Genomic DNA, 24298 nt, shown 5'->3' on the forward strand with positions numbered 1-24298 from the left:
CAGCGCTTAACTAGAAAGCGCCAACAGCTATTAAAATAGGAGCATCAGCAACCACCTAACCCCCGGTGCCAACCGCTCAGGCCAACGCCACGGTCTGGTCGATCACGCCAAACGGCCCGGGATGGCCCTGGTCGTCCAGCGCCACCATGCGCACCCGCTCGCCAAAGCGCAGGAAGGGCGTGTGCGGCGCGCCTTCGGCCAGGGCCTCGACCATGCGGCGCTCGGCCACGCAGGACGACCCCACATCCACCTCCGCGTTCGACACGGTGCCCGAGCCAATGAGGGTTCCGGCCGACAGCTTGCGCGTGCGGGCCGCATGCGCGATGAGCTGACCAAAGTGAAAGTGCATGGCGCAGCCGTGCGGGTGGCCAAACCACTCGCCGTTGCGCTGCGTCTGGAGCCGCAGGTGCACCCGGCCACCGCGCCAGGCCGGGCCCAGCTCGTCGGGGGTGACGGCCACGGGCGCAAAGGCGGTGGAGGGCTTGGCCTGCAGAAAACCAAATCCGCTTTTGGCCTCGCGCGGGCCAAAGGAGCGCAGGCTCCAGTCGTTGATGAGCACGATGAGGCGCACATGCTGCAGCGCATCTTCTGCGGTGACGCCCATGGGGGTTTCGTCCAGCACCACGCCAAACTCGCCCTCAAAGTCGATCTGGTCGGCCTCGGACGGCAGGGGCACATCGTCGTGCGGACCCAGAAAGTCGTCGGCTGCACCCTGGTACATGAGTGGAATGGTCTCGAAGTCGGCCACGGGCGGCACCTTGAAAGCGCGCTCCATGAGGTGGCCGTGGTTCAGAAAGGCAGAGCCATCCAGCCACTGCCAGGTGCGTGGCAGCGGGGCTGAGCATTCACGGGCGTCGAAGGGCATGGAACCCAGGGCGGCGGGCGCATTGACCGTGCGGGAGAGCGCCCGCAGCCCTGGCTCCACCGTGCCCCAGCGCTCCAAGGCGTCGAGCAGCGTAGGCGCCACGGTGCACGCATCGATGCAGCGGCGGGCATCGGCCGACACCACCACCAGGCGGCCGTCACGCTGGCCATTGCGCAGGGTGGCGAGTTTCATGACAGCGCCCCTTGCGCCTGCTGCAGCGGCAGCACCGGGTCGAAGATCGCCACGGCCCGCGTCCAGCCCGCCGAGGCGCCGCGCACCTTGACCGGAAAGCACGAGATATAGAAGCCGCTGGCAGGCAGGGCTTCCAGGTTGTGCAGCTTTTCGAGGTGGCAGTAGCCGATGTCGCGCCCGGCCTTGTGGCCTTCCCAGATCAACGAGGCGTCACCACTCTCCGCATAGCGCTGCGCGGTGTAGGCGAACGGGGCGTCCCAGCTCCAGGCGTCGGTGCCCGTGAGGCGCACGCCGCGCTCCAGCAGGTACATCGTGGCCTCGTATCCCATGCCACAGCCTGCACGCGTGTAGCCCGCCGTGCCGTAGGCGCTGCCGGCGCGGGTGTTGACGACCACGATCTCCAGTGGCTGCAGCGTGTGGCCGATGCGGGCCAGCTCGGCCTGCACGTCGGCAGCCTGCACCACGTAGCCGTCGGGCAGGTGCCGAAAATCGAGCTTCACGCCGGGCTGAAAGCACCAGTTGAGGTCCACCTCGTCGATGGACAGCGCGCGCTGGCCGCCGTCCATGGTGGAGGCAAAGTGGTAGGGCGCGTCCAGGTGGGTGCCGTTGTGGGTGTTGAGCTGCACGTCCTCCACCGCCCAGGATTCGCCGTCGGGCAGGTCTTCCTTGTTGAGGCCTGGAAAGAACTGCGCCAGGTCGTCAAAACTCATCTGGTGGTCGATGTAGCGAATGCGCGGGCCCAGTCCCGGCGGGTCGGAAACGACATCGTTCTCCAGGTGCATGGAGATATCGACGATGCGGCGGGGGGAGGAAGAAGTCATGGAGTGCAACCGTGCAAGGGAGAAATGGGTCTACGCATCACGACTCGGCCGTGAAACCCGTTTGCTTGATCAGGCCGCGCCACTGGTTGGCATCGGCCTTGAGCATGCTGGCCAACTCGGCGGCGGTGGACGACTTGACCTCCAGCCCGTATTGCTTGCCATGCTCGATCACCTCGGGATGTGCCAGCGCCACCCTGAGCGCATCGGACGCACGCAGCACGGTCTCGGGCGTCGCCTTGCCAGGCAGGAAGAATCCATACCACTCGCTGACCTTGAGGGGGTAACCCAGCTCCTGCAGCGTGGGCACCTGGGGCAGGAAGGGCGACCGCTTGGCCCCGGCGATGGCCAGCACACGCAGCTTGCCGCCCTTGGCGTGCTGCAGGTAGTCGCCAATCGGCCCCCAGAACGCGGGGATCTGCCCGCCCAGCAGATCCTGCATGCCGGGCACGGTGCCCCGGTAAGCGATGTGCAGCATGTCTTGCTTGGCGAACTGGCTCAGCAGCACACCCACCATGTGGGGCATGGACCCCGCGCCGGGGCTGCCGTAGCTGGCGCTGTTCGGGTTGGCCTTGATCCACGCCAGGTAGTCCGCCAGCGTGCGCACGCTCTCGGGGGTGCCTGGGCCCACCGCCAGGCCGTGGTCCATCATCGCGCCCAGCGACACGGGCGCCACGTCCTCCATCGTGTAGCGCAGCTTGGGGTAGGTATACGGGTAGATGGACAACATGGACGACGGCGTGACGAGCAGGCTGGAGCCATCGGCCGGGCTGTCGCGCAGCGTGAGGATTCCAATCTGGCCACCCGCGCCGGGTTTGTTGTCCACCAGCACCGCTGCGGCGTATTTGTCGCGCATGCGGTCGGCCACGCGGCGGGCCAAGGCATCCAGGGTGCCACCGGCCGGAAAACCGGTGATGATTTTTGCCACATCGGGCAGCGCGGCCTTGGGCGCTTGCGCCCAGGTGTTGCCGGCCCAGGCGGCGGACAACAGGGTGGCAGAAAACTGGGTGAACTGGCGGCGGGTGATCATGGTGTTGTCTCCTGATTGGCAAGATGGGCAAACTGCCCGGTGTCCGCGCCGGCCTTGTGCAGCAAGGCTTTCAACGCGTCCATGCAAAAAATTATACGAACGTACAAATCGCCATCAACTGGGGTTTGTACGAGTGTACAATAAATTTATACAAACGTATAAACCAGCCTATGCCACGACCAAAATCTGCCCCAAAAACCTCCGTCACGCCGTCCCCCGCCGACGCAGCCCCAGCCCGCAAGCGGGCCGCCAGCCGCAGCGCCGCCAGTGACGAGACGCTGGCGCCCAATCGCCAGGCCAACATCCTGCAGGCCGCCGAGCGGCTGTTTGCCACGCGCGGCTTCCACGGGGTGTCCATCCGCGACATTGCCGACGAAGCCGGTGTGCCGCTGGCCCTGGTGGGCTACTACTACGGGCCCAAGCTCTCGCTGTACCACGCCATCTTCCGCGCCCACGCCGGCTACATCGACGTGCGGCTGCAGTCACTGGCCCAAGCCCAGCAGGCGGCCCCACCCGGTCAGCTGCTGGAGGAAATCGTCAAGGCCTTCGTGCTGCCCGTGCTGGAGGTGGCCCGCCAGCCTGCGGGCCACCACTTTCTGCGCCTGCTGTCGCGTGGCATGAACGACCACCTGGAAGAAGACGAGCCCATCATCCGCGAGCTGTTCGACCCGCTGGCCCACGCCTTCATCGACGCCATTGCCGCCGCCCTGCCCCAGGCCACCCGCAGCCAGGCCGCCTGGTGCTACCAGTTCGCACTGGGGGCCTTGCTGCACCACGTGAACGACCAACGCATCGAACGCCTGTCCTACGGCCAGAACCAGCCCGGCGACGAGGCCGCAGCCGGCCCGCTGCTGGTGCGCTTTGTGGCGCAGGGCATGCGTGGTGCCTGTGGCGGTGCGGTGCACTGACTCGGCTCCACGGCCGCCCGCCCCTCCCGCATTCGCCCCATGCGCCAGCCCCGCATGACCCACATCGCCCGTATCCACGCCCCAGCCACCCGCCCCCGGGTGCGCAAAGGCCAGCGCACCACCGCCACCCCAGCGGAATCGGCACGCCAGACCGGCGCACCCTAGCCGCCCCCTTGCAGCGTTCACAAGACGCTGAATAGCCCCGCCCTGCCGAACCCGCCCGTTTCGGAACAGCCGCCTGCGGCTGCGCCGTGGGCCCGTTCGCGCCGGCTTTCCCGACCTACGAACCGAAAGACACCATGACACCCCGCCATTTCTCCCTTCTTTCCCGACCTGTGGCCTGCCACCGCCTGTGGGCGCGCACCCTGGGCACTGCCACACTTTCCACCGCAGCCCTGGCCGCACACGCCCAGCCCGCCCCGCCCGCCCAGGGGCCCGGCCTGCAGCTCTATGGCCTGGTGGACGCTGCGGTGGGCCGCTTCGCCAGCCCCGCAGGCGGCGTGAATGCACAGGACCGCGCCGTGACCAAGCTGGACGGCGGCGGCATGTCCACCAGCCACTGGGGCGTGCGTGGCAATGAAGACCTGGGGGACGGACTGTCGGCCCAGTTCGAACTCTCCTCCTTTGTGCGCAATGACTCTGGAGCCACCGGGCGCAGTGATGCCCTGCCAGCGCCCGTGAGCGTGGCCGCAGACCCGGTGTTCTCCCGCGCCGCCTGGGTGGGTCTGGCCCACCCCCGCTGGGGACGCGTGCGCGCAGGCAACGTCACGTCGCTGCTGTTCCTCAACGCCATCACGTCCAACGCGTTTGGCGACTCCACCGTGTTCGGGCCGCTCAACCTCACCACGTTCATCGGTGGCCCTTTGACCGGTGGCACCGCCTGGGCCAACTCCGTGGTGTACGACAGCCCCCACTTCGCGGGCTTCAACGGGTCGGTGGCGCATTCCATCTCGGAAGGCCAGGGCGGCGGCAACAGCGCTGCGCGTCTGGCCTACGCCCAAGGGCCCATGGCAGCGTCACTGGCATGGCAGAGCGTTCAGAAAAATCCCACCACTTTTGCGGACGGCACCTCGGCCAACAACACGCGCGCGTGGCAACTGGCGGCGTCGTACGACTTCGAGGTGGTCAAGCTGTTCGCCCACGTGGGCCGCATCGAGAACCGGGGCACGGCCACCACGCCGCTCAACGTGTCGTACCGCGTGTGGGACGTCAGCGCCTCTATGCCCGTGGGCGCTGGCCGCGTGCTGGCGGGCTACGCCGCCCGCCGCACGGGAGACACCGTGGGCCCCGTACCCGCCACGCTGGCAGGTGGCAATGTGGAGCGCAGGGTATTCACCGTGGGGTACGACTATTTCCTGTCCAAACGCACCGACCTGTATGCCATGGTGATGCGCGACAGCACCCAAACCCGCACGCTGCCCGCGCCGCCCTCGGTGGTGAGCGCGCAAGGCACCAGCTTTGCCGTGGGGGTGCGCCACCGCTTCTGAGCTGTTTTTCGGAAATATCTGCTGAGAGTCCCAAGGTTGGGGCGCCTTCGGGCGCCCCTTTTTTTGAGTGGCAGTGCCCGGCACCAGCTACTCACAGCGCCCCCACCGCCTGCCGCAACACACACACAAACTCTCCCGCCGCTTGGTCGTAGTCCCAGCGCGCGGCATAGCGGGCCCAGCCTCCCACCGCAGTGCCCGATGCCTCCACGGTCAACACCACCAGGCTGTTGGGGCTGCCGTGGCGCAGTCGGTGCGATACCGCCGTGCCGGCGCGGCAGGCCCACAGGCCCGGCAACGGCTGCAGCACGCCCGGCTCATGCACGTGGCCCGACAGCAGCATCTGGGCGCCCGCCGTGCGCCAGCGCTGCACCGCTTCATCCGCCCGGTGGGGCCGGTGTGCGCGGTCGGTGGGGTCACGGGACACCAGGGGGATGGTGGCTGGCCACAATGCGCCAGGCGTCCGGCGGCGCACGCGCCAGCAGCATGGCCACATGATCGATCTGTGCCGACGAAAGGCTACCCCGCTCGTGCCGCCAGGCGCGGGTGGTGTTGACGCCCACCACGTAAAAGGCGCCCATTTGCCGCACGGGCTCCTGGTCGATGCCGAACTGCTGCGCATACCGCTCATAGGCCCTGCCCCAGCGCATCCACCAGGCAAACAAAGGCAGGTCGTGATTGCCCGCCAGCACCAGATTGGAGCGGGCATGCAGGCCCTGCACAAACCGCGCGGCCTGCTCAAATTGCAGGGCCGTGGCGCGCTGGGTAAGGTCCCCCGACACCACCACCATCGCCACCCCCAGCCGCTGCGCAAGCCGCTGTGCGGCCGCACACACCGCTGGATCGTGTGCACCGAAGTGCAGATCCGACAGGTGCATCAAAACGGTCATCGGTGCTTTCTGCGAGGGTTGACAATGCTGCGTCAAGCGGGCAGCAGGCCTTCTGCCGGAGCGGGCACAAACGCATGGGCTCGTGCCTCATCGGACTGCGCCTGGGGCGCATCATCACGCATCAACAACGTGGGTGCCACCAGCCACAGCGGCCGCTCGCTCAGGCGGAAATGCAGGGGTGGGGCCATCCATTCACGCTCCCCGTCAAACGCCAGCTTGACCTGGGGTGGGCGCCAGCTGGCTGGGGTCACGGTCAGCTCGGTACAGGCCATGCTGACCACGGCATTGTCTTTGTGCAGCTGCCCCGTGGCCGCATTCCACACCGTGCGCGCAATGGCCCATCGGCCTTGCGGCTTGAGCATCACCACAGCGAGCTTTCCACCGTCGGCCACCATTTGTGCCTGTGGCAAACCCATGCGGTCGAGCTGCAACGGGTTGTTGCCCACAAACAGTGTCGTGACAAGATGCTCTTCCTGCTGGGCCTGGGCACCACGGTGTGTCTTCATCACCACCCGCCAGCGGCGGCCTGCCGAGGGGCGGAACATGCTCCACACCGCGGCCGCCACGGCCACCCAGCGCGAACGGCCAAAACGGCGCGACGCCATTTCGCGGTCGGCCAGCAGCTTGGGGTACAGGCCCACACTGGCATTGACGACAAACATGCGCCGGTTGACAAAGCCTACCTGCACCGGGCGCAGGTCTCCATCGCGCAGCGCCTGCAGCATGTCTTGCACAGCGGTTTCAGGGTCCAGGGCCAGGCCATGTTCACGGCTGAAGTAGTTGAACGTGCCCATCGGCACCACGCCCAGCGGCACGCCCGCCCACAGCGCCGCCGAGGCCACCGCATTGATCGTTCCGTCGCCCCCGGCCGCCACCACCAGGCCACCATCGGCCAGGGCCGCCTGCGCAGCGTCGCGCGCCAGCTGCACGATGTCGCCCCGCTGGTCGGGTACATGCCAGACCACGTTGTGCTCTTGCAGGGCGGGCACACCCTCCAATTTCGCGCGCAGCAGATCCAGATCCGCACCCGGGCGTTTGGGCACCACCAGATGGATGGGACCGTGGGGACGGACGGGATGGGGATGCTCGGAAGGGGTCATGGTTCGGTAGCGGTGTCAGGAAGCGGCGGGAAATTGCCGGGAACGGGTTGCACCCGGCAGACCCTCTCGCCGTCCTGATTTTTGTAATGCAATGGACTGAATGGTCGCCCAACTGACCTCGTACCGCAGCCAGCAGCTGCGCCCTTGCCCTGTCAGAGGTTGCCGACAGACGTCCCCATGGCGCCCCGTCGCACAGGGGCGCGATACACCTGTGCTTTGGCAGGATGTAGGGAACTCCGGTACAACGCCCGATTCCCTTAAGGGTCGAGACAATCTGGACGATGAAAGCCGCTGACAACCGATGCCAATGACAACAATGGAACTTCCCGAGCTGGGAGCGCTGCTGGCGAGCCACCCCCTGGAATGGTGGCTGGCAGGCGTGGTGGCTGCGGCCCTGTGGGGTGCGCTGGCACTGAGCGGCTTGCGCACGGTGCGGCGCCACAGCCCGCCGCTGCGCCGTTTTTTGCCAGCGCGGGCGCACGGGGTGGTGGTGGCCGCCGTGGGCGCCAGCGCTGGCGCGCTGGTACTGGCGGGCGCCACGATGGCCGAGCTGGCCGAAAGCGGGCGCACAGGGGGCCACTGGGGTGCGCTGGACGATGCCATTGCCGCTGGCCTGCGCGCCCAGGCGGACACGGCCATGCTGAATTGGTTTGCAGCCCTGACCCACATGGGTGACTCATGGGTGCTCACAGGGGCCGCGGTGGTGGTGGCGGTGGCACTATGGGTGCGCCAGCACCGGCTGCTGGCCACCGGCTGGCTGGTGGCCCTGGCAGGGAACGGTGCACTGACCAAGATCCTCAAAGCGCTTTTTGAACGCGTGCGACCCGAACATGTTCACGGCATCGCGCAGGAGGATGGATTCAGTTTTCCCAGCGGGCACAGCAGCGCGTCCATGACGGCCTACACCATGCTGGCCTATCTGGCCACGCGGCTGCTGCCGCGCGCCTGGCACCTGCCCGCCGCGATGGCCGCTGGCGCCCTGATCTTCACCACGGGATGGAGCCGCGTGGTGCTGCAGGTGCACTACGCCAGCGATGTGCTGGCAGGCTGGTTGCTCGCCGGTACATGGGTGCTGTGCACGGTGCTGATCATGGAGAGTGTGTCGCGCTGGCGTGGTGCGGCCCCCTCGCCTGCCAGCAGGTGAACAGCCCGGCCCACGCACGACTCCGCAGGGCGTGTTGCGGGATCACTGAGCTACCTGCGCTGCCTGCGGGCTCGCCCGTGGGCGGCCAAAGCAAGCAATGCTCCGCTCAGGCCATCCCTGCCCCAAGACCCTCGTTACCAGGCTGGACACTCGGGCACCACCAACACCGGCAACATCACGCGGGACGGACACCCTGGCCCCATGTGAACACTGTTGCGCGCAAGCTTTCGAGGCCCGGCACTGCCCTCGGGAGCCCCGGTATTGGGGTTGACATCAAACCGAGGAAAGTTGCTGCTGGAGACGTCAAGCCGGATACGGTGGCCTTTGCGAAACAGGTTGGAGGTGGGCATGGGCTCGATCGTGATTTCCACCACCGTCCCTGGCTCCATCATCCCGGGCTGCTCCCAAGAATGCCGGTAGCGGCAGCGCAGGATTCCGTCGGTCAGGTTCATCGCGTACCCCAGCGGGTAGTCGTGGCTGGGCGGGTACTGGTCGATCAGCTTGGCTGTGAAATCGGTGTCTGGCGCAGTGGACGACACCCACAGTTCGATCGTGATGGGGCCTGTCACCTCCACATCCTGATCGAGTGGCGGCGTTTGAAACACCAGCACGTCGTCCCGGTCCGCCAGCGGCCCAAAGGGTTCCTGCGTGCCAAAAATGCCCTCGCCGGTGCGCTGGTCGTACGCGCCAGCCACCATCAAGGGTTCTCCCGACGTGATGGAACCGCCGATGGTGGGCACCGGGCGCTCCGGGTCGAACTCGAAGGTGGCCTTGCTTTCCTGCTCGGGCACCACCTCGGACAACACTCCCTGCGGGCACAGGTACCAGGGGGTGAAGCTGGTACCTGGCACCGGCCAACCGGTGGCACTGCGCCAGGCTCCACCATGGTCCAACCGGCCCTCGGGCGTGCGCAGCCCAGAGCTCCCGCCCATGCGAAAGTAACGCACGGCATCTTCCTGCCCCTTGGGCAACGGCTGTCCCCGGAGCCAATGGTTGAACCACGCCAGCCGCATTCCCACGTAGTCATCGGCCAGCGTGCCATCGAGCACCGCTGCGTTCCCAAAATCCACGTCGCCGGCGTAAGGGACGCTGCGCTCGCCATGCGTCCAGGGGCCCAGCACCATGCGCGCCTTGCAATCCGGGCGCTGTGAAAGGCCCAGATAGTTGTCGGTCGTGGTCTGCGCATAGGGGTCCCACCAGCCACACATCAGCATGACGGCCAGGCCGTCAAACGCTTCGTAGCGACCGGCCGCATACAGCTCGGGCTGGCGCCAGTAGTCGCTGAAGGTGCCACGCTCCCATTGCCCGAAGAGATAGTCCTCGTACTCGGGTGCCCATTGCAGCGGCGAATCTCCCCGGGACCAGGGCAGCCGCTGAAACCAGGCTCCAATGTCAGCCTCATCCAGCGCCCTTCGAGCGGACTCGCTGATGTGGTTGCTACCACTGCGCGCATTGCGCAGCGCCCAAACCGCCTGCTTGAGCTCGAAAGCCCCGCCATGGCGGATGCCCCCTCGGTAGGCATTGGCAAAGCCGCCGCATTCAAGAAACATGGCTTTCAACCCAGCGGGCCGCTGGCTGGCCAGTGCGGTCTGTGTATGGGCGGCATACGAAAGGCCATAGGTGCCAACCTGGCCGTTGCACCAGGGCTGCGCCATGATCCATTCCATCGTATCGGCACCGTCGTGGGCCTCGCCCAGGTACTTGGTGAACTGGCCCTCCGAGTCAAAGCGCCCACGGCAGTCCTGCACCACCACGGCGTAGCCTTCCTGGGCAAAACGGGCGGCCACTTCGCCGCGCCGCATGGGAGCAGGGTTGGCCGCCGTGCGCTCGCGCCGGGTCTCGGCATCCTTGCCATAGGGCGTTCGTTCCAGCAGCACGGGCAGTGTGTGTGCAGTGGCCGTGGGCAGGTACACGTCGGTGGCAAGGCGAACCCTGTCGCGCATGGCCACCCAATGGGTGTGCCGGGTCACGCCGCTCTGTGTAGCCATTGACTGGGCAGCCATTGAGATCGTCATTGTGTTCATGGACTGGCCCACTCAATCGAGCTTGAGGTTGCGTTCCTTGACCAGCTTGGCCCAGCGCGCAGTGTCGTCCTGCATGAAGCGTGCAAGCTCCTGCGGTGTGGTGGGCGCAGGCTCAGCTCCTTGGGCCACGAGCAGGCTGGCCACCTCGGCATCGACCAACGCGCTTTTGAGCACCTTGCTGATCTTGTGGACCAGATCCGAGGGAGTGCCCGTGGGGGCGAACAGGGCGTACCAGATGTCGTACTCGAAATCCTTCAGGCCCGCCTCGGCCATCGTTGGCACCTGGGGGAATGCCCGCGAGCGCTTGGCGCTTGCCACCGCCAGGGGCACGAGCTTGGCAGACCGGATGTGCGCCGCCACACTGGGCACGGCGTTGATGCCCAGCTGCACGTGGCCCCCCGCCAGTTCGTTCACGGCGGGGCCGCCTCCCTTGTAGGGAATCTGCACCATGCGCGTGCCCGTGGCGGCCTGGAACATCTCCATCGACAGGTGCCCGGGGCTGCCATTGCCGCTGGTGCTGTAGTTCAACGTGCCCGGGCTCTTGCGGGCCAGGTCAATGAGTTCCTGGACCGTGCGGACCTGCAGACTCGGGTGTGTGGTCAGGATGGGCACGTTGATCACCACCCGTCCCACGGGCACAAAATCACGCGACGGGTTGTACGAGAGCTTGCTGGACAGCAGCGGCGCCGTCACCATGCCCGAACCAGCCCCCATCAGCAGCGTGTACCCGTCTGCGGGCGCCGAAGTGACCGCCTGAAAGCCGTGCGCACCGGGCCGGTTGTCAATGACGACAGGTTGCCGCCACAGGTCCGACATCTTGCGTGCCACCACACGCATGGCCGTGTCCGCAGCTGCCCCTGCCGGAAACGGAATCACGATGCGCACGGGCTTCTCGGGGAACTCGGCGGCATGGGCGGCTTGCGGCGCCGCCAGCATCAGTGCCAACCACGCCAGGCCGGCCACCAGCCGGTGGTGCGTGCACAGCACGAAGCGGCGGCGCGGGGCTGCAGGGTTGGTGGTCGTTCTAGAAATCATGGCGAACTCCTGCGCCGATGGCGCGCACGGACACATTGCTGCGGCTCGAATCGATGCCGTCGCGGTCGATGAAGGCCTGCAGCTCGGTGCGTTTGGACAGGGCATACGTATAGGCTACCTGCTGGCGCTTGCGCAGGCCGCGCAGCGACGCCTGCACATCGCGCTGCATCACGTTGACCACGATGGCGTGCTGGTCGGCCGAAAAGCGCGTGCCCACCAGCCAGTAGTCCACATCGGCGCGCGTGGTCGCCGACGCCCTGGCGTACGTATCGCGGCCCAGCAGCACATAGGGCTCGATCGCGCCGAAGTCGTAGCGCATGCCGGCCTGCCATTTGCTGGAGAACTCGTTGGCCAGCAGTCCGCCCGGGCGCGTGTCCTTGCCGTAGCCGATGCCTGCCGACCAGGGCCCGTCGGCATAGTTGAGGCCCAGGTCCAGCGACTTGGCGCCGTTTTCCTGCTCGGGCGTCTTGGCGTCGCCGCGCAGGTAGTAGCGCGCCCGCAGGTTGACGCCGCCCCAGGTGGGGCTTTGGTAGCCGATGGCGTTGGACGTGCGGTTGCGCGCGTTCAGGATGGAGGTGCCGATGGCCGTGGCCCCGGCGTCGTTGGCGGCGAACGAGGTGATGCGCGTGACTTGCGAGTACAGCGGCGATCCGGTCGGGTTGGCCGAGTCGAGCCGCCCGAGCGCCACCGTGCCCAGGCCACCGCGCAGGGCGGCGTAGCTGTTGCGAAACGCTGGCGTGGTGGCGGCGCCGGAGTCGGCTTCGAGCCCCATCTCCAGGCCGAACAGTGCGGCCAGGCCATCGCCCAGGTCTTCCTTGCCCCGAAAGCCCAGGCGGGATGCGTTGTCGCGCTCTTCCGTGACGGAGCCGGCGTTGCCGGTCTTCACGTTGTTGACGGTGAGCCGCACCTGGCCATAGACCTGCAGGTCCTGTGCGGCAGCGGGTACCGCCGCCGAAACGGAAAGGCCGCAGGCGGCCAGCGCGAAGGGAAATGAGCGCCTCATGAAATCTTGCTCCTTGAAGGGGTGGTGCCAGGTTGGCTGATGACGCCGCCGATTCTGTGGAGCGAGGTGCTCGGCCACAACGCTATGACGAACGCTGATGACCCTATGCAATAGACCGCAGGTTTGCGCTGGCGTGGCAGCAGTGCAAAGATGCAGGCCGGCTGCCTGCATACCCGAACGTCTGCCCCTTTTCCACCCCATGAACTTCAAGCAACTCGAGGCCTTCCAGGCCATCATGCTCAGCGGCTCCACCACCGGCGCGGCCGAGCGCATGGGGCTGTCGCAGCCCGCCATCAGCCGCTTGCTGGCGCAGCTGGAGGAGGACCTGGCCCTGCGTTTGTTCGTGCGCGAAAAGGGCCGCCTGAGCCCCACGGCCGAAGCCCATGCGCTGCTGCACGACGCCCAGGTGTTGATGGATTCGGCGCAGTGCTTTCGCCGCCATGCCGAGCAGTTGCGCCTGGGCGGCTTCAAGCGGCGCCTGCTGAAGGTGGCGGTGCCCAGCACGCTGGCCACCACGCTCATGCCGGTGCTGGCCAAGCGCTTCATGCAGGCCCATCCGGACGTGGTGCTGGAGGTGCTGTCAGGCTCGTACAACGACACCGAGCGCGCACTGCTGAGCCGCGATGCGGACATCGGCCTCGTGCGCCTGCCCATGGAGATGCAGGGACTGAGCACCCGCGCCAGCCTGGACTCCGAAGCCGTGTGCATCATGCCCCGGGGCCATGCACTCGAAGGCCTGGCAGAGGTCAGCCCCACCGACCTGATCGACGTCAGCCTGATCCTGCTGGGGCGCCAGCGGCAGATCCGCCACGACATCGACATGGCCTTTCGCCAACGGCGCGTGCAGCCGCGCGTGGCGCTGGAGGTGCACTCCATCAGCGAGGCCTGCGCCCACGTGGCCCAAGGGCTCGGGGTCTCGATCGTGAACGCCTTGCTGGCGCAGCACTGCCCGTACGAGGCGATCACGTCGCGCCCGTTCAGGCCCCGCATCGCCTACCAGCTGGGCATCGCAACGGTGACCAGCGCGACGACCTCGCCGCTGCAGGACACCTTCACCCGGCTGCTGGTGGAGGCGATGGAAGCACCTTCCCCCGCCGTCGCATTGCCTTCAGCTCTCTGAAACTGGCACGCCCCTCGCCAGGGCACCCGTGGAACTGGCTGTGCCAGGCCATGGGGTGCGTGCTCCTCCTGCGCAGCGAGAGCGGGGGGAAGGCGCCGCAGGCGACTCAGGGGGTACGGCTTCAGATCGCGACGAGGTTGCGAATGCCCTTGGCCTCCATCTCGCTGCCAGGGCCGCTCGCGATGACCTCGCCACGCTCCATCACCAGGTACTCGTCGGCCAGCTCCTGCGCAAAGTCGTAGTACTGCTCGCACAGCAGGATGGCCATCTCCCCCTTGTCGGCCAGCATGCGGATCACGCGGCCGATGTCCTTGATGATGCTCGGCTGGATGCCTTCGGTGGGCTCGTCCAGGATCAGCAGGCGCGGCCCTGGCGCCAGCGCCCGGGCAATCGCCAGCTGCTGCTGCTGCCCACCGGAAAGATCGCCGCCACGGCGTTTGAGCATCTGCTTGAGCACAGGGAACAGCTCGTAGAGGTGCGGCGGCACGGGGGTGGAACCGCTTTTGTAGGCCAGGCCCATGCGCAGGTTTTCTTCCACCGTGAGGCGGCCAAAAATCTCGCGGCCCTGGGGGACAAAGCCGATGCCTGCGCGGGCACGGTCGTACGGCGTGGTCTTGTCGATGGGCTTGCCGTCGAACGTGATGCCCCCGCTCTTGATAGGAACCAGGCCCATGAGGCTTTTGAGCAGCGTGGTCTTGCCGACGCCGTTGCGCCCGAGCAGGACGGTGACCTTGCCGGCCTGCGCGGAGAGGCTCACATCACGCAGGATGTGGGAGCCGCCGTAATACTGGTTGATGTTTTGGACGGTGAGCATGGTATTTGGAGCTTTTTTGGCCTCTGGCGCTTATCCATCAAGCGCTAGCAGCTATTAATTTAGAAGCATTTGGTGCGCCTGTACTGAGTTCGGATTCCGAGAGTCGTCCCGCCCCCGCCCTTCGCAACAGCGCACCGCCCGCCAAGAAAAGAGAGCAGGCAGCATCCATCACCGCCCCAGATACACCTCAATCACCCGCTCATCCGCCTGCACCTGGTCCAGCGTGCCCTGCGCCAGCACGGCCCCATCGCACAACACCGTCACGATCTCCGAAATGGTGCGGATGAACGACATGTCGTGCTCCACCACCATCAGCGAGTGCTTGCCCTTGAGCGTCAGAAACAGCTCTGCCGTGCGCGCCGTTTCCTCATCCGTCATCCCCGCCACGGGCTCGTCCAGCAAGAGCAACTTGGGGTCCTGCATCAACAGCATCCCAATCTCGAGCCACTGCTTTTGCCCATGGCTCAGGTTACCTGCCATGCGCGCCACGCTGTCGGCCAGGTGAATGGTGTGCAGGATCTCCGCCAGCCGGTCCGACTGCGCGGAATCCAGCCGGAAGAACATGCTCGACTTCACGCCCTTGTGCGTCTTCAAGGCCAACTCCAGATTCTCGAACACGCTGAGCTGCTCGAACACCGTGGGCTTCTGGAATTTGCGGCCTATGCCCAAGCTCGCGATCTCCGGCTCGTTGTGGCGCAACAGGTCGATGGTCGAGCCGAAGTACACCGTGCCGCTGTCCGGCCGCGTCTTGCCAGTGATGATGTCCATCATCGTCGTCTTGCCCGCGCCGTTGGGGCCGATGATGCAGCGCAGCTCGCCGGGTGCGATGTCCAGGCTTAGGTTGTTGATGGCCTTGAAGCCGTCAAAGCTCACGTTCACATCTTCCAGGTACAGGATGCGACCGTGGGTGATGTCCACCTCACCGGGCGTGGCGATGCGCGAGAAACCTGCGGCACGGCCACCGGATTCGGTCTGGCCCAGCGCAGCGGGTGCCAGCTTGGCCTGAATGCGCCTTGCGCCTTCGTCCATCAGATCGGGCGTCATGGCGCGGCTCCTTCAGTCTTCTTGTTTTTCTTCAGCTTCTTCACCAGGCCCACCACGCCATCGGGCAGGAACAGCGTCACGGCGATGAACAGCGCGCCCAGAAAATACAGCCAGAACTCCGGCGCAGTCACGGTGAGCCAGCTCTTGGCACCGTTGACGATGAAGGCGCCGACGATGGGGCCGATCAGCGTGGCGCGGCCGCCCACTGCGGCCCAGACCGCGATCTCGATGGAGTTGGCGGCGCTCATCTCGCCGGGGTTGATGATGCCGACCTGGGGCACGTACAGCGCGCCCGCCACGCCGCACATCATGGCGCTGATGGTCCAGATGGTGAGCTTGTAAGGCAGCGGCGAGTAGCCCGAGAACATGACCCGCGTTTCGGCATCACGCACCGCCTGCAGCACGCGGCCGAACTTGCTGCGCACCAGCCAGCGCGCCAGCAGGAAGAACACCAGCAGCGTGACGCCCGTCATCACGAACAGCAGCATGCGCATGTTCTGCGTGGCAATCGGCTGGCCCAGGATGCGCTTGAAATCGGTAAACCCGTTGTTGCCGCCAAAGCCCGTCTCGTTGCGGAAGAACAGCAGCATGGCCGCGTAGGTCATGGCCTGCGTGATGATGGAAAAGTACACACCCTTGATGCGCGAGCGGAACGCGAAGTAGCCGAACACAAACGCGATCACGCCCGGTACCGCCACAATGAGAAACAACGTGGCGACGAAGCTGTCGGACAGCATCCAGTGCCAGGGCAGCTCCTTCCAGTCGAGGAACACCATGAAGTCGGGCAGGTCGCTTTTGTAATTGCCGTCGCGGCCGATCTGGCGCATGAGGTACATGCCCATCACGTAGCCGCCCAATGCGAAGAACAGGCCGTGGCCCAGGCTCAGGATGCCGGTGTAGCCCCAGATCAGGTCCATGGCGAGCGCGCAGATGGCGTAGCACATGATCTTGCCGAGCAGCGCCACGGCGTAGTCGGACAGGTGCAGCGGGCTGCCGGCCGGCACCCAGAGGTTGAGCACGGGGGCCACGGCGCACACCACGATGAGCGCCACGATGAAGGCCGACCAGCCGCTGCGGGTGAGCAGCGGAGCGGGTGCGGGGAGTTGGATAGCAGGGGTAGTCATAACGGTCTCAATCCGCCGTACGGCCCTTCACCGCGAAGATGCCCTGCGGCCGCTTCTGGATGAAGATGATGATGAACACCAGCACGGCGATCTTGGCCAGCACGGCGCCCGTCCAGCCTTCCAGGAACTTGTTGAGTACGCCCAGGCCCAGCGCGGCATACACGGTGCCGGCCAGCTGGCCCACGCCGCCGAGCACCACCACCATGAACGAGTCGACGATGTAGCCCTGGCCCAGGTCCGGCCCCACGTTGCCCACCTGGCTGAGCGCGCAGCCCGCCAGGCCCGCGATGCCGGAGCCCAGCGCGAAGGCGTAGGTATCGACACGCGCCGTGTTCACGCCCATGCACGAGGCGATGGGCCGGTTTTGCGTGACGCCGCGCACGAACAGGCCCAGGCGCGTCTTGCTGATCAGAAAGGCCACGCCGCCCAGCACCGCCAGTGCAAAGGCCACGATGATCACGCGGTTCCAGGGCAGCTGCAGGTTCTCCATGAGCTGCACGCCGCCGCTCATCCACGAGGGGTTTTCCACGCCCACGTTCTGCGCGCCGAACACGGTGCGCACCAGCTGCTGCAGCATCAGGCTGATGCCCCAGGTGGCCAGCAAGGTCTCCAGCGGCCGGCCGTACAGAAAGCGGATCACGCTGCGCTCCAGCACCGCGCCCATCAGCGCTGACGCCATGAAGGCAGCGGGCACGGCGGCGACCAGGTACCAGTCGAAGGCACCAGGGAAATACTTCTGGAAGATGCCCTGCATCACATACGTGGCGTAGGCGCCGATCATCATCAGCTCGCCATGGGCCATGTTGATCACGCCCATCAGGCCGTAGGTGATGGCCAGGCCCAGCGCCACCAGCAGCAGGATGGAGCCCAGGCTGATGCCCGTGAACATCGCCGCCAGTCGCTCGCCCCATTGCAGGCTGTCTTCCACCGTCTTGAGTGCCGCCTGCAGGGCGGCCTTGACCTTGGGGTCTTCTTCGCTGCGCAGCTGCTCCAGCAGCACGGAGCGCGTGGCGGGGTTCCCGCTGGTCGCGAGGTGCTGTGCAGCTTCCAGGCGCTTGGCGGCATCGCTGCTGCTCAGGAGGATGCGCGCGCGGATGCTGGTGAGGCGTCCCTTCAGGGCCACATCCTGCTCGGCGGCAAGCGCCTTTTCGACGAGCGGCAGGCGGGCCTCGTCCGTCTCTTCGCGCAGCGCTTCGATGGCGCTGCGGCGCTGTGCAATGTCGGTGGACATCAGCTGGAGCGAAGCCAATGCGGTGTCGAACTCGCCGCGCATGCGGTTGTTGTTGACGATGTCTTCGGCGTCGTCGGGCACCGGCACTTCGGCGCCGGTCACGGGGTCCAGCCCCTTGTCGCCCTTGATCACGATGGCCTTGTCGCCTGCGATCTTCACGGCGTCGTCACCCATCGCGCGGATAAACGCCAACGTGGCCTCGTCGGGCGTGGCAATGGCTTTCTGCAGCGCGGCGATCCGGTCATCGGTATCACCCGCCGCCATGGCCCGCGCAGCCTCAGCCGTGAGCGCGTGCGCCTGCACCGCTGTGCACAACAGCAGGCAGGCGATCAAGCGAGAAAAGATGGAAGCAAGCATGACGAGAGCTGTGTGAAAAGCAGTGGGCCGCAAAGCACGCGCGATCTAGAAGCGAGGGCCGCCGCGCAAGGGCCGCCCCGCCGCGCTGGCGGCGTCCCCCCTCCCACGCGCAAGCGTGAGAGAGGGGGTGAAGGCGCGCAAGCGCCTCAGGGGGGTGTACCGAATCACAGCCTCGTCTTGCCGTCCGGCTCATCCTTCTTCTTGTCGTTGCCTTCGATGTAAGGAGACCATGGCTTGGCCTTGACCGGGCCGGGCGTCTTCCACACCACGTTGAACTGGCCATCGGCCTTGATCTCGCCGATGAACACGCTCTTGTGCAGGTGGTGGTTCTTCTCGTCCATCTTGCTGACGATGCCCGACGGTGCCTTGAAGGTCTGGCCGGCCATGGCGGCGATCACCTTGTCCACATCGGTGCTCTTGGCCTTCTCGACCGCCTGCTTCCACATGTTGATGCCGATGTAGGTGGCTTCCATCGGGTCGTTGGTCAGTGGCTTGTCCTTGTGGCCGGCGATGTTCTTGGCCTTGGCGTAGTCCGCCCACTTCTTCATGAAGGCCGTGTTTTCGGGGCTCTTGATGGACTGGAAGTAGTTCCAGGCGGCCAGGTGGCCCACCAGTGGCTTGGTGTCCACGCCACGCAGTTCTTCCTCGCCCACGGAGAAGGCGACGACCGGCACGTCCTTGGCCTTCAGGCCCGCGTTGCCCAGTTCCTTGTAGAAGGGCACGTTGGAGTCGCCATTGATGGTGGAGACCACGGCTGTCTTGCCGCCCTGGCTGAACTTCTTGATGTCGGCAACGATGGTCTGGTAGTCAGAGTGGCCGAACGGCGTGTACTTCTCGTCGATGTCGGAATCCTTCACGCCCTTGGACTTGAGGTAGGCGCGCAGGATCTTGTTGGTGGTGCGGGGGTACACGTAGTCGGTGCCCAGCAGCACCCAGCGCTTGGCGCTGCCGCCGTCCTTGCTCATCAGGTAGTCCACCGCAGGGATGGCCTGCTGGTTGGGCGCGGCGCCGGTGTAGAACACGTTCTTGGAGAGTTCCTCACCCTCGTACTGCACGGGGTAGAACAGGAGGCCGTTCATTTCTTCCACGACGGGCAGCACCGACTTGCGCGACACCGAGGTCCAGCAGCCGAAGATCACCGAGACCTTGTCCTGGCCGAGCAGCTGCTTGGTCTTTTCGGCGAACAGGGGCCAGTTGGAGGCCGGGTCCACCACCACGGGTTCGAGCTTCTTGCCCAGCACGCCGCCCTTGGCGTTGATCTCGTCGATGGCCATGAGCACGGTGTCTTTCAACACGGTTTCGGAGATGGCCATGGTGCCCGAGAGGCTGTGCAGGATGCCGACCTTGATCGTGTCCTGGGCATGGGCTGGCAGCGCAGACAGGCCAGCGAGCGTAGCGACGGCCGCGAGGGCCTTGAGGGAATAACGACGTTGCATGTGTGCTTCTCCGGTGGTGGTTTCAATCAGTGAATCAATCAAACCGCTTCGCCCGGCGGGCTCCGTGGTGGAGCCGTGGCGGATCGGGCGATGGAATGGATTCTGGAGAGCGGGGCCGGCTTGGGAAATACGCCGGGTGGCGTACACCGCGGCCCGGCTGCAGACAGCCGGGGTCTGCACACCGAAGCTGTGTCGGGTAGGCGAAACGCTATGCATTTAATAGCTTTTAGCGCTCTATGGATAAGCGCTGGCGCCCAAAAATACCCAAAATATCAAGTCCCTGGAGTGCCGGTGGAATCCCGGTCGTGGGTTTACGATGTTTGAACCATCGCCCTCTGCACCGGGCCCGCATGCCCTCCAACCAGCCAACCTACGCCACGAAGGAATGACCCCATGGTGAAACGACGCACAGTGCTCCTTGGTGGCGCCGCAGCAGCGGGCGCGCTGGTCATTGGCTGGGGCGTGATGCCGCCGCGCCAGCGCCTGCACCCGGCCGCCCCCGTGCCCAGCGCCAGCGGGCAGGCAGCGCTGAACGGCTGGCTCAAGGTGGGCGCCGACAACACAGTGATGGTAATGATGGCCAAGTCCGAAATGGGCCAGGGCGCACACACGGGTCTGGCCGCCATCCTGGCGGAAGAGCTGGATGCCGACTGGGCGCAGGTGCGGCTGGAGATGGCGCCCATCGACGACATCTACAACAACCTGGCCACCGTGGTGGACGGCCTGCCGTTCCACCCCGACAACGACGGATCGATCAAAGCCGTGGCGGGCTGGCTGACAGCCAAGACCATGCGCGAGGTGGGCGTGATGATGACAGGCGGATCGAGCAGCATCAAAGACCTGTGGCTGCCCATGCGTGAGGCCGGGGCCCACGCGCGCGCCCTGCTGATCCGCGCCGCCGCCACGCAGTGGAACGTGCAGGCGGCAGAGTGCACGGCCAACGCGGGCGTGGTGGAACATGTGGCCGGCCAGCGCGCCACGTTTGGCGAACTGGCCGCCCTGGCCGCGCAGCAGCCCATGCCGGGCAAGGTCACGCTGAAAGAACCCGCGCAGTTCAAGCTGATTGGCAAGCCGCTGACGCGCATCGAGGCGCCGTCCAAACTGGATGGCACGGCCGTGTTCGGCATCGACGCCCACCCGCCCGGCCTGCTGCACGCCAGCGTGGTGATGTGCCCCACCCGTGGCGGCAAGGTGGCCCGCTTTGATGCAGCCGCCGCCCAGAAGCTGCCGGGCGTGAAACACGTGCTGGCCGTGGCGCCTTACCACGGGGGCACCGGTGGCGCGGCGGTCATTGCCGACACACCCTGGCATGCCAAAAAGGCCGCCGCCGCTGTCACCGTGGAATGGGACCACGGCCCCGCCGCCACGCTGTCGAGCGAGACCGTGGTGGCGCGCCTGGCCCAGGCGCTGGACGAAGCCAAGGGCTTTGGCTACCACAGCGCGGGCGATGTGGACGTGGCCATGCAGGGCGCGGCCACCACCCTCACCGCCGACTATCGCGCGCCCTACCTGGCCCACGCTGCGCTGGAACCCATCAACTGCACGGTGCAATTCAAGGACGGGGCCGCCACCGTGTGGACATCTACCCAGGTGCCGGGCCTGGCCCGCATGGCAGCCGCCAAGGCATTGGGCATCGACGAAGAGAAAGTGACCGTGCACCAGCTGCTGCTGGGAGGCGGCTTTGGGCGGCGGCTGGAGGTGGACTACGTGGGCCAGGCCGCCGCCATTGCCAAGGTAGCCGGTGGTGCGCCCGTGCAGACCCTGTGGACCCGCGAGCAGGACACGCAGCACGACTTTTACCGCCCGGCCTGCATGGCCCGCTTCAAGGCCGGGTTTGATGCACAGGGACAACTGGTGGCGTGGCATAACATCTCCGTGGGCCAGGCCATCGTGCCGCAGGTGCTGGTGCGCACCTTTGGCCTGGCGGGCGCTGGCCCCGACAAGACCACGTCCGAAGGTGCCTTCGACCAGCCCTACGAATGGCCCCATGCGCGCATTGCGCACGAGATCATCGATTTACCGCTGCCCGTGGGCTTCTGGCGCTCGGTAGGGCATTCGCACCAGGCGTTTTTCAAGGAAGGTTTTGTGGATGAGGCCGCCCACGCGGCCAAACAAGACCCCGTGGCCTTCCGCGCAGCGCTGCTGCAAAAACACCCACGCCACCTGACAGTGCTGAAAAAGGCGGCCGAACTGGCGGGCTGGGGCAAACCACTGGCACCGGGCGAGGCAGGCGAGAAGCGTGCGCGCGGTGTGGCGCTGCACCAGTCGTTCGGCTCCATCGTGGCGCAGGTGGCCGAGGTGTCGGTGGGTGCCGACAAGGCCATCCGCGTGCACCGCGTGGTGTGCGTGATCGACTGCGGCGCCGCCATCAACCCCAACCTGATCACGCAGCAGATGGAAAGCGCCGTGGTGTTTGGCCTGACGGCGGCGCTGTATGGCGAGATCACCCTGAAGGATGGACAGGTGCAGCAAAGCAATTTTCACGACCTGCCGCTGCTGCGCATGGCTGACTGCCCGCGTGTGGAGACCCACATCATCGACAGCGCCGAGCCGCCCGAGGGCGTGGGCGAGCCCGGCGTGCCGCCGATTGCGCCTGCGGTGGCGAATGCGCTGTTTGCCCTGACCGGGCAGCGCCTGCGCGCCCTGCCCCTGAAACTGGCCTAAGGAACCCCATGCCCACCACCCTGCGCATCAACGGCAAAGCCATCTCCATCAACGCCGAACCCGACACCCCGCTGCTGTGGGTGCTGCGCGGCGAGTTGCATCTGAACGGCACCAAGTTTGGCTGCGGCATGGCCCTGTGCGGCGCCTGCACCGTGCACCTGAACGGCGAGCCCGTGCGAGCCTGCATCACGCCCCTGTCGGCCGTGGGCGATGCCGACATCACCACCATCGAGGGCCTGCAAGGCCCTGAAGCCACGGCCCTGCGCACCGCGTGGACGGTGCTGGATGTGGCGCAGTGTGGCTACTGCCAGAGCGGGCAACTCATGTCGGCCTGCGCGCTGCTGAAGAAAACACCCAAGCCCAGCGATGCCGACATCGATGCCGCGATGGGCGGCAACGCGTGCCGGTGTGGCACCTACCCGCGAATCCGGGCGGCGATCCATCAGGCGGCGGGGACGGGCACGGGAAAAAGCCCAGCGAGCTGATCCCCGTATGCTCTGTTTTTTATAGCAATCAGCACATATAAATAAAGCGCTTCAACCCGTTTTCACCTGAATTTCAGGGCGCTTGACAGCCGCAGGGCGGCCTCTGCCCCGGCCTGCAGCCCGGCCTACACCCAGCCCTCCATGCAGGCCCGTTAGAGTAGCGGCCTTGCCCGCCGGCCCCTCATTTCCCCATACACCCATGTCCAACCTCGTCGTCCACGGCGGCACCCCGCTTCGGGGCCGCATCACCCCTTCTGCCAACAAGAACGCGGTGCTGCCCGTGCTGTGCGCCACGCTGCTCACCAACGAACCGCTCAGACTGCTCGGCGTGCCCGACATCACCGATGTGCGCAAGATCCTCGACATCTTCCGCACCCTGGGCAGCGAGGTGCTGATGGACCACGCCACCGGCACACTCGACCTGCACCACCACGCCACCACCTTCGACGCAGCCCATCACCGACTGCCCGAAGAGATGCGCTCGTCCATCATGCTGGTGCCGCCGCTGCTGGCGCGCTTTGGCGTGGCGCGGTTGGAGGACAACGTGAAGGGCTGCACGCTGGGCGTGCGGGAGATTGATCCGCATGTGGAGGTGTTCCGCCGCTTTGGCGGCACGGTGGAACGGGCCGAGGGCTCGCTGCTGATCCGCAGCGCGGGCCGGCTGCAGGCGAACCACCATTGGCTGGACTATGCATCGGTAACCACCACCGAAAACTTCGTACTATGCGCGGCCACGGCCGAGGGTACATCGGTGCTGACAAACGCGGCGTCGGAGCCCCATGTGCAGGAGTTCTGCCGCTTCATGGCCATGATCGGCGTGCACATCGAGGGCATGGGCACCTCGCGCATCACAGTGCATGGCGGCACGGCCCTGCGTGGCGGGGAGTTCCGTTTCGACGAAGACTTCCACGAGATCACGACCTTCCTCGCCTTGGGCGCGATCACGGGCGGCGATGTGGTGGTGAAGAACAGCGCGCCCGAGAACTTTCCGCTCATCGACCGCACGTTTGCCAAGTTCGGCGTCACGATCACCCACAAGGACGGATGGTCGCGCGCGCATTGCGACGGCCCGCTCAAGGTACAAACGCCATTCACCAGCAATGTGCTGACCAAAGTAGAGGCTGCGCCCTGGCCGTACTTTCCGGTGGACCTGCTGCCCATCTTCATCGCCCTGGGCGTGCGCGCCGAGGGCAACGCGCTGTTCTGGAACAAGGTGTACGACGGGGCGCTGGGCTGGGCGGGCGAGCTGTCGAAGTTCGGGGCACACGTGTTCCAGTCCGACCCGCACCGCCTGGTCACCTTTGGCGGCAACCCCCTGAGCCCGGCCGTGGTCGAGAGCCCCTACATCATCCGCGTCGCGATTGCGCTCTTCATGGTGGCGGCGAGCACGCCTGGGCGCTCTGAGATCCGCAACGCCACGCCGATCCGCCGTGCCCACCCGCACTTCGTGGAAAACCTGCGCAGCCTGGGCGTGCAGGTGGAGTGGACCAGCGAGGAGTGAACGGCGGAGTCCGCTGCCTCAGGGCGGCG

General features: G+C 66.3%; 22 protein-coding genes. 8 read left to right on the forward strand and 14 right to left on the reverse strand.

Going from position 1 to position 24298, the window contains the following annotated elements:
• Positions 1-76: 76 nt before the first annotated feature.
• Genes ARADN35_RS0110290 through ARADN35_RS0110300 form a run of 3 tightly spaced genes read right to left on the reverse strand, consistent with a single transcriptional unit; the run spans position 77 to position 2905 of the window.
• A complete protein-coding gene (locus ARADN35_RS0110290; protein ID WP_010461759.1) occupies positions 77-1057 on the reverse strand; it encodes a fumarylacetoacetate hydrolase family protein in 981 nt (326 codons plus the stop codon).
• Complete coding sequence (locus tag ARADN35_RS0110295) at positions 1054-1878, reverse strand: cyclase family protein (RefSeq protein WP_035197084.1); 825 nt, start codon at positions 1876-1878, stop codon at positions 1054-1056. The genes ARADN35_RS0110290 and ARADN35_RS0110295 overlap by 4 nt, the downstream gene beginning before the upstream one ends.
• Positions 1879-1915: 37 nt before the next feature.
• Positions 1916-2905 carry a tripartite tricarboxylate transporter substrate-binding protein gene (locus ARADN35_RS0110300; protein ID WP_010461768.1) on the reverse strand — a complete coding sequence of 330 codons (990 nt, stop codon included), beginning with the start codon at positions 2903-2905 and terminating at the stop codon, positions 1916-1918.
• Between the two features lie 170 nt (positions 2906-3075).
• On the opposite strand from ARADN35_RS0110300, the gene ARADN35_RS0110310 reads away from it, so the two are divergent.
• The 3 genes from ARADN35_RS0110310 to ARADN35_RS0110320 all read left to right on the forward strand — a co-directional run bounded on the left by ARADN35_RS0110310 (position 3076) and on the right by ARADN35_RS0110320 (position 5300).
• Entirely contained in the window at positions 3076-3813 is a 738-nt protein-coding gene (locus tag ARADN35_RS0110310) for a TetR/AcrR family transcriptional regulator (RefSeq protein WP_010461769.1), read from the forward strand.
• A 39-nt stretch (positions 3814-3852) separates the two neighbouring features.
• Positions 3853-3978: a hypothetical protein gene (locus tag ARADN35_RS28690; protein ID WP_010461771.1), complete on the forward strand. Its 126-nt coding sequence runs from the start codon at positions 3853-3855 to the stop codon at positions 3976-3978.
• A gap of 134 nt (positions 3979-4112) precedes the next feature.
• On the forward strand, positions 4113-5300 hold the full coding sequence (locus ARADN35_RS0110320) for a porin (protein ID WP_081474602.1): 1188 nt from the start codon (positions 4113-4115) through the stop codon (positions 5298-5300).
• A gap of 91 nt (positions 5301-5391) precedes the next feature.
• Here ARADN35_RS0110320 and ARADN35_RS28750 read toward each other — a convergent pair whose 3' ends face one another.
• The 3 genes from ARADN35_RS28750 to ARADN35_RS0110330 are packed head-to-tail and all read right to left on the reverse strand — an operon-like array spanning position 5392 to position 7287.
• Positions 5392-5724: a hypothetical protein gene (locus tag ARADN35_RS28750; protein WP_341864656.1), complete on the reverse strand. Its 333-nt coding sequence runs from the start codon at positions 5722-5724 to the stop codon at positions 5392-5394.
• Positions 5714-6187 carry a metallophosphoesterase family protein gene (locus tag ARADN35_RS28755; protein ID WP_341864657.1) on the reverse strand — a complete coding sequence of 158 codons (474 nt, stop codon included), beginning with the start codon at positions 6185-6187 and terminating at the stop codon, positions 5714-5716. The genes ARADN35_RS28750 and ARADN35_RS28755 overlap by 11 nt, the downstream gene beginning before the upstream one ends.
• Before the next feature lie 32 nt (positions 6188-6219).
• Positions 6220-7287: a diacylglycerol/lipid kinase family protein gene (locus tag ARADN35_RS0110330; protein WP_010461776.1), complete on the reverse strand. Its 1068-nt coding sequence runs from the start codon at positions 7285-7287 to the stop codon at positions 6220-6222.
• A 316-nt stretch (positions 7288-7603) separates the two neighbouring features.
• On the opposite strand from ARADN35_RS0110330, the gene ARADN35_RS0110335 reads away from it, so the two are divergent.
• Positions 7604-8431, forward strand: a complete 828-nt coding sequence (locus ARADN35_RS0110335) for a phosphatase PAP2 family protein (protein ID WP_010461778.1) — start codon at positions 7604-7606, stop codon at positions 8429-8431.
• Between the two features lie 134 nt (positions 8432-8565).
• Here ARADN35_RS0110335 and ARADN35_RS0110340 read toward each other — a convergent pair whose 3' ends face one another.
• The 3 genes from ARADN35_RS0110340 to ARADN35_RS0110350 are packed head-to-tail and all read right to left on the reverse strand — an operon-like array spanning position 8566 to position 12493.
• Complete coding sequence (locus ARADN35_RS0110340; RefSeq protein WP_010461780.1) at positions 8566-10434, reverse strand: CocE/NonD family hydrolase; 1869 nt, start codon at positions 10432-10434, stop codon at positions 8566-8568.
• A gap of 33 nt (positions 10435-10467) precedes the next feature.
• Positions 10468-11490, reverse strand: coding sequence for a Bug family tripartite tricarboxylate transporter substrate binding protein (locus ARADN35_RS0110345; RefSeq protein WP_010461782.1), 1023 nt, complete (start codon positions 11488-11490; stop codon positions 10468-10470).
• Positions 11480-12493: a porin gene (locus ARADN35_RS0110350; protein ID WP_010461784.1), complete on the reverse strand. Its 1014-nt coding sequence runs from the start codon at positions 12491-12493 to the stop codon at positions 11480-11482. Before ARADN35_RS0110350 ends, ARADN35_RS0110345 begins: the two co-directional genes overlap by 11 nt.
• A gap of 199 nt (positions 12494-12692) precedes the next feature.
• On the opposite strand from ARADN35_RS0110350, the gene ARADN35_RS26195 reads away from it, so the two are divergent.
• A complete protein-coding gene (locus ARADN35_RS26195; RefSeq protein WP_010461786.1) occupies positions 12693-13613 on the forward strand; it encodes a LysR family transcriptional regulator in 921 nt (306 codons plus the stop codon).
• Between the two features lie 121 nt (positions 13614-13734).
• Here ARADN35_RS26195 and urtE read toward each other — a convergent pair whose 3' ends face one another.
• The 5 genes from urtE to urtA all read right to left on the reverse strand — a co-directional run bounded on the left by urtE (position 13735) and on the right by urtA (position 19619).
• Complete coding sequence (gene urtE / locus ARADN35_RS0110360; protein ID WP_010461787.1) at positions 13735-14427, reverse strand: urea ABC transporter ATP-binding subunit UrtE; 693 nt, start codon at positions 14425-14427, stop codon at positions 13735-13737.
• Between the two features lie 168 nt (positions 14428-14595).
• Positions 14596-15471: an urea ABC transporter ATP-binding protein UrtD gene (gene urtD, locus ARADN35_RS0110365; RefSeq protein ID WP_010461788.1), complete on the reverse strand. Its 876-nt coding sequence runs from the start codon at positions 15469-15471 to the stop codon at positions 14596-14598.
• Positions 15468-16595, reverse strand: coding sequence for an urea ABC transporter permease subunit UrtC (gene urtC / locus ARADN35_RS0110370; protein ID WP_010461789.1), 1128 nt, complete (start codon positions 16593-16595; stop codon positions 15468-15470). Before urtC ends, urtD begins: the two co-directional genes overlap by 4 nt.
• Positions 16596-16602: 7 nt before the next feature.
• The gene (gene urtB / locus ARADN35_RS0110375; RefSeq protein ID WP_010461791.1) at positions 16603-18183 is read right to left on the reverse strand and encodes an urea ABC transporter permease subunit UrtB; all 1581 of its coding nucleotides are present in this window, start codon (positions 18181-18183) and stop codon (positions 16603-16605) included.
• A 164-nt stretch (positions 18184-18347) separates the two neighbouring features.
• Positions 18348-19619, reverse strand: a complete 1272-nt coding sequence (urtA, locus tag ARADN35_RS0110380; protein WP_010461793.1) for an urea ABC transporter substrate-binding protein — start codon at positions 19617-19619, stop codon at positions 18348-18350.
• 393 nt (positions 19620-20012) lie between these two features.
• On the opposite strand from urtA, the gene ARADN35_RS0110385 reads away from it, so the two are divergent.
• The 3 genes from ARADN35_RS0110385 to ARADN35_RS0110395 all read left to right on the forward strand — a co-directional run bounded on the left by ARADN35_RS0110385 (position 20013) and on the right by ARADN35_RS0110395 (position 24269).
• Positions 20013-22283 carry a xanthine dehydrogenase family protein molybdopterin-binding subunit gene (locus tag ARADN35_RS0110385; protein WP_010461795.1) on the forward strand — a complete coding sequence of 757 codons (2271 nt, stop codon included), beginning with the start codon at positions 20013-20015 and terminating at the stop codon, positions 22281-22283.
• Positions 22284-22291: 8 nt separating this feature from the next.
• Positions 22292-22768 carry a (2Fe-2S)-binding protein gene (locus ARADN35_RS0110390; protein ID WP_010461796.1) on the forward strand — a complete coding sequence of 159 codons (477 nt, stop codon included), beginning with the start codon at positions 22292-22294 and terminating at the stop codon, positions 22766-22768.
• A gap of 199 nt (positions 22769-22967) precedes the next feature.
• Positions 22968-24269, forward strand: a complete 1302-nt coding sequence (locus ARADN35_RS0110395) for a UDP-N-acetylglucosamine 1-carboxyvinyltransferase (RefSeq protein ID WP_010461798.1) — start codon at positions 22968-22970, stop codon at positions 24267-24269.
• The last annotated feature ends 29 nt before the right edge of the window (positions 24270-24298 follow it).

It is taken from the genome of Acidovorax radicis N35, from assembly GCF_000204195.1.
GTDB lineage: Bacteria > Pseudomonadota > Gammaproteobacteria > Burkholderiales > Burkholderiaceae_C > Acidovorax > Acidovorax radicis.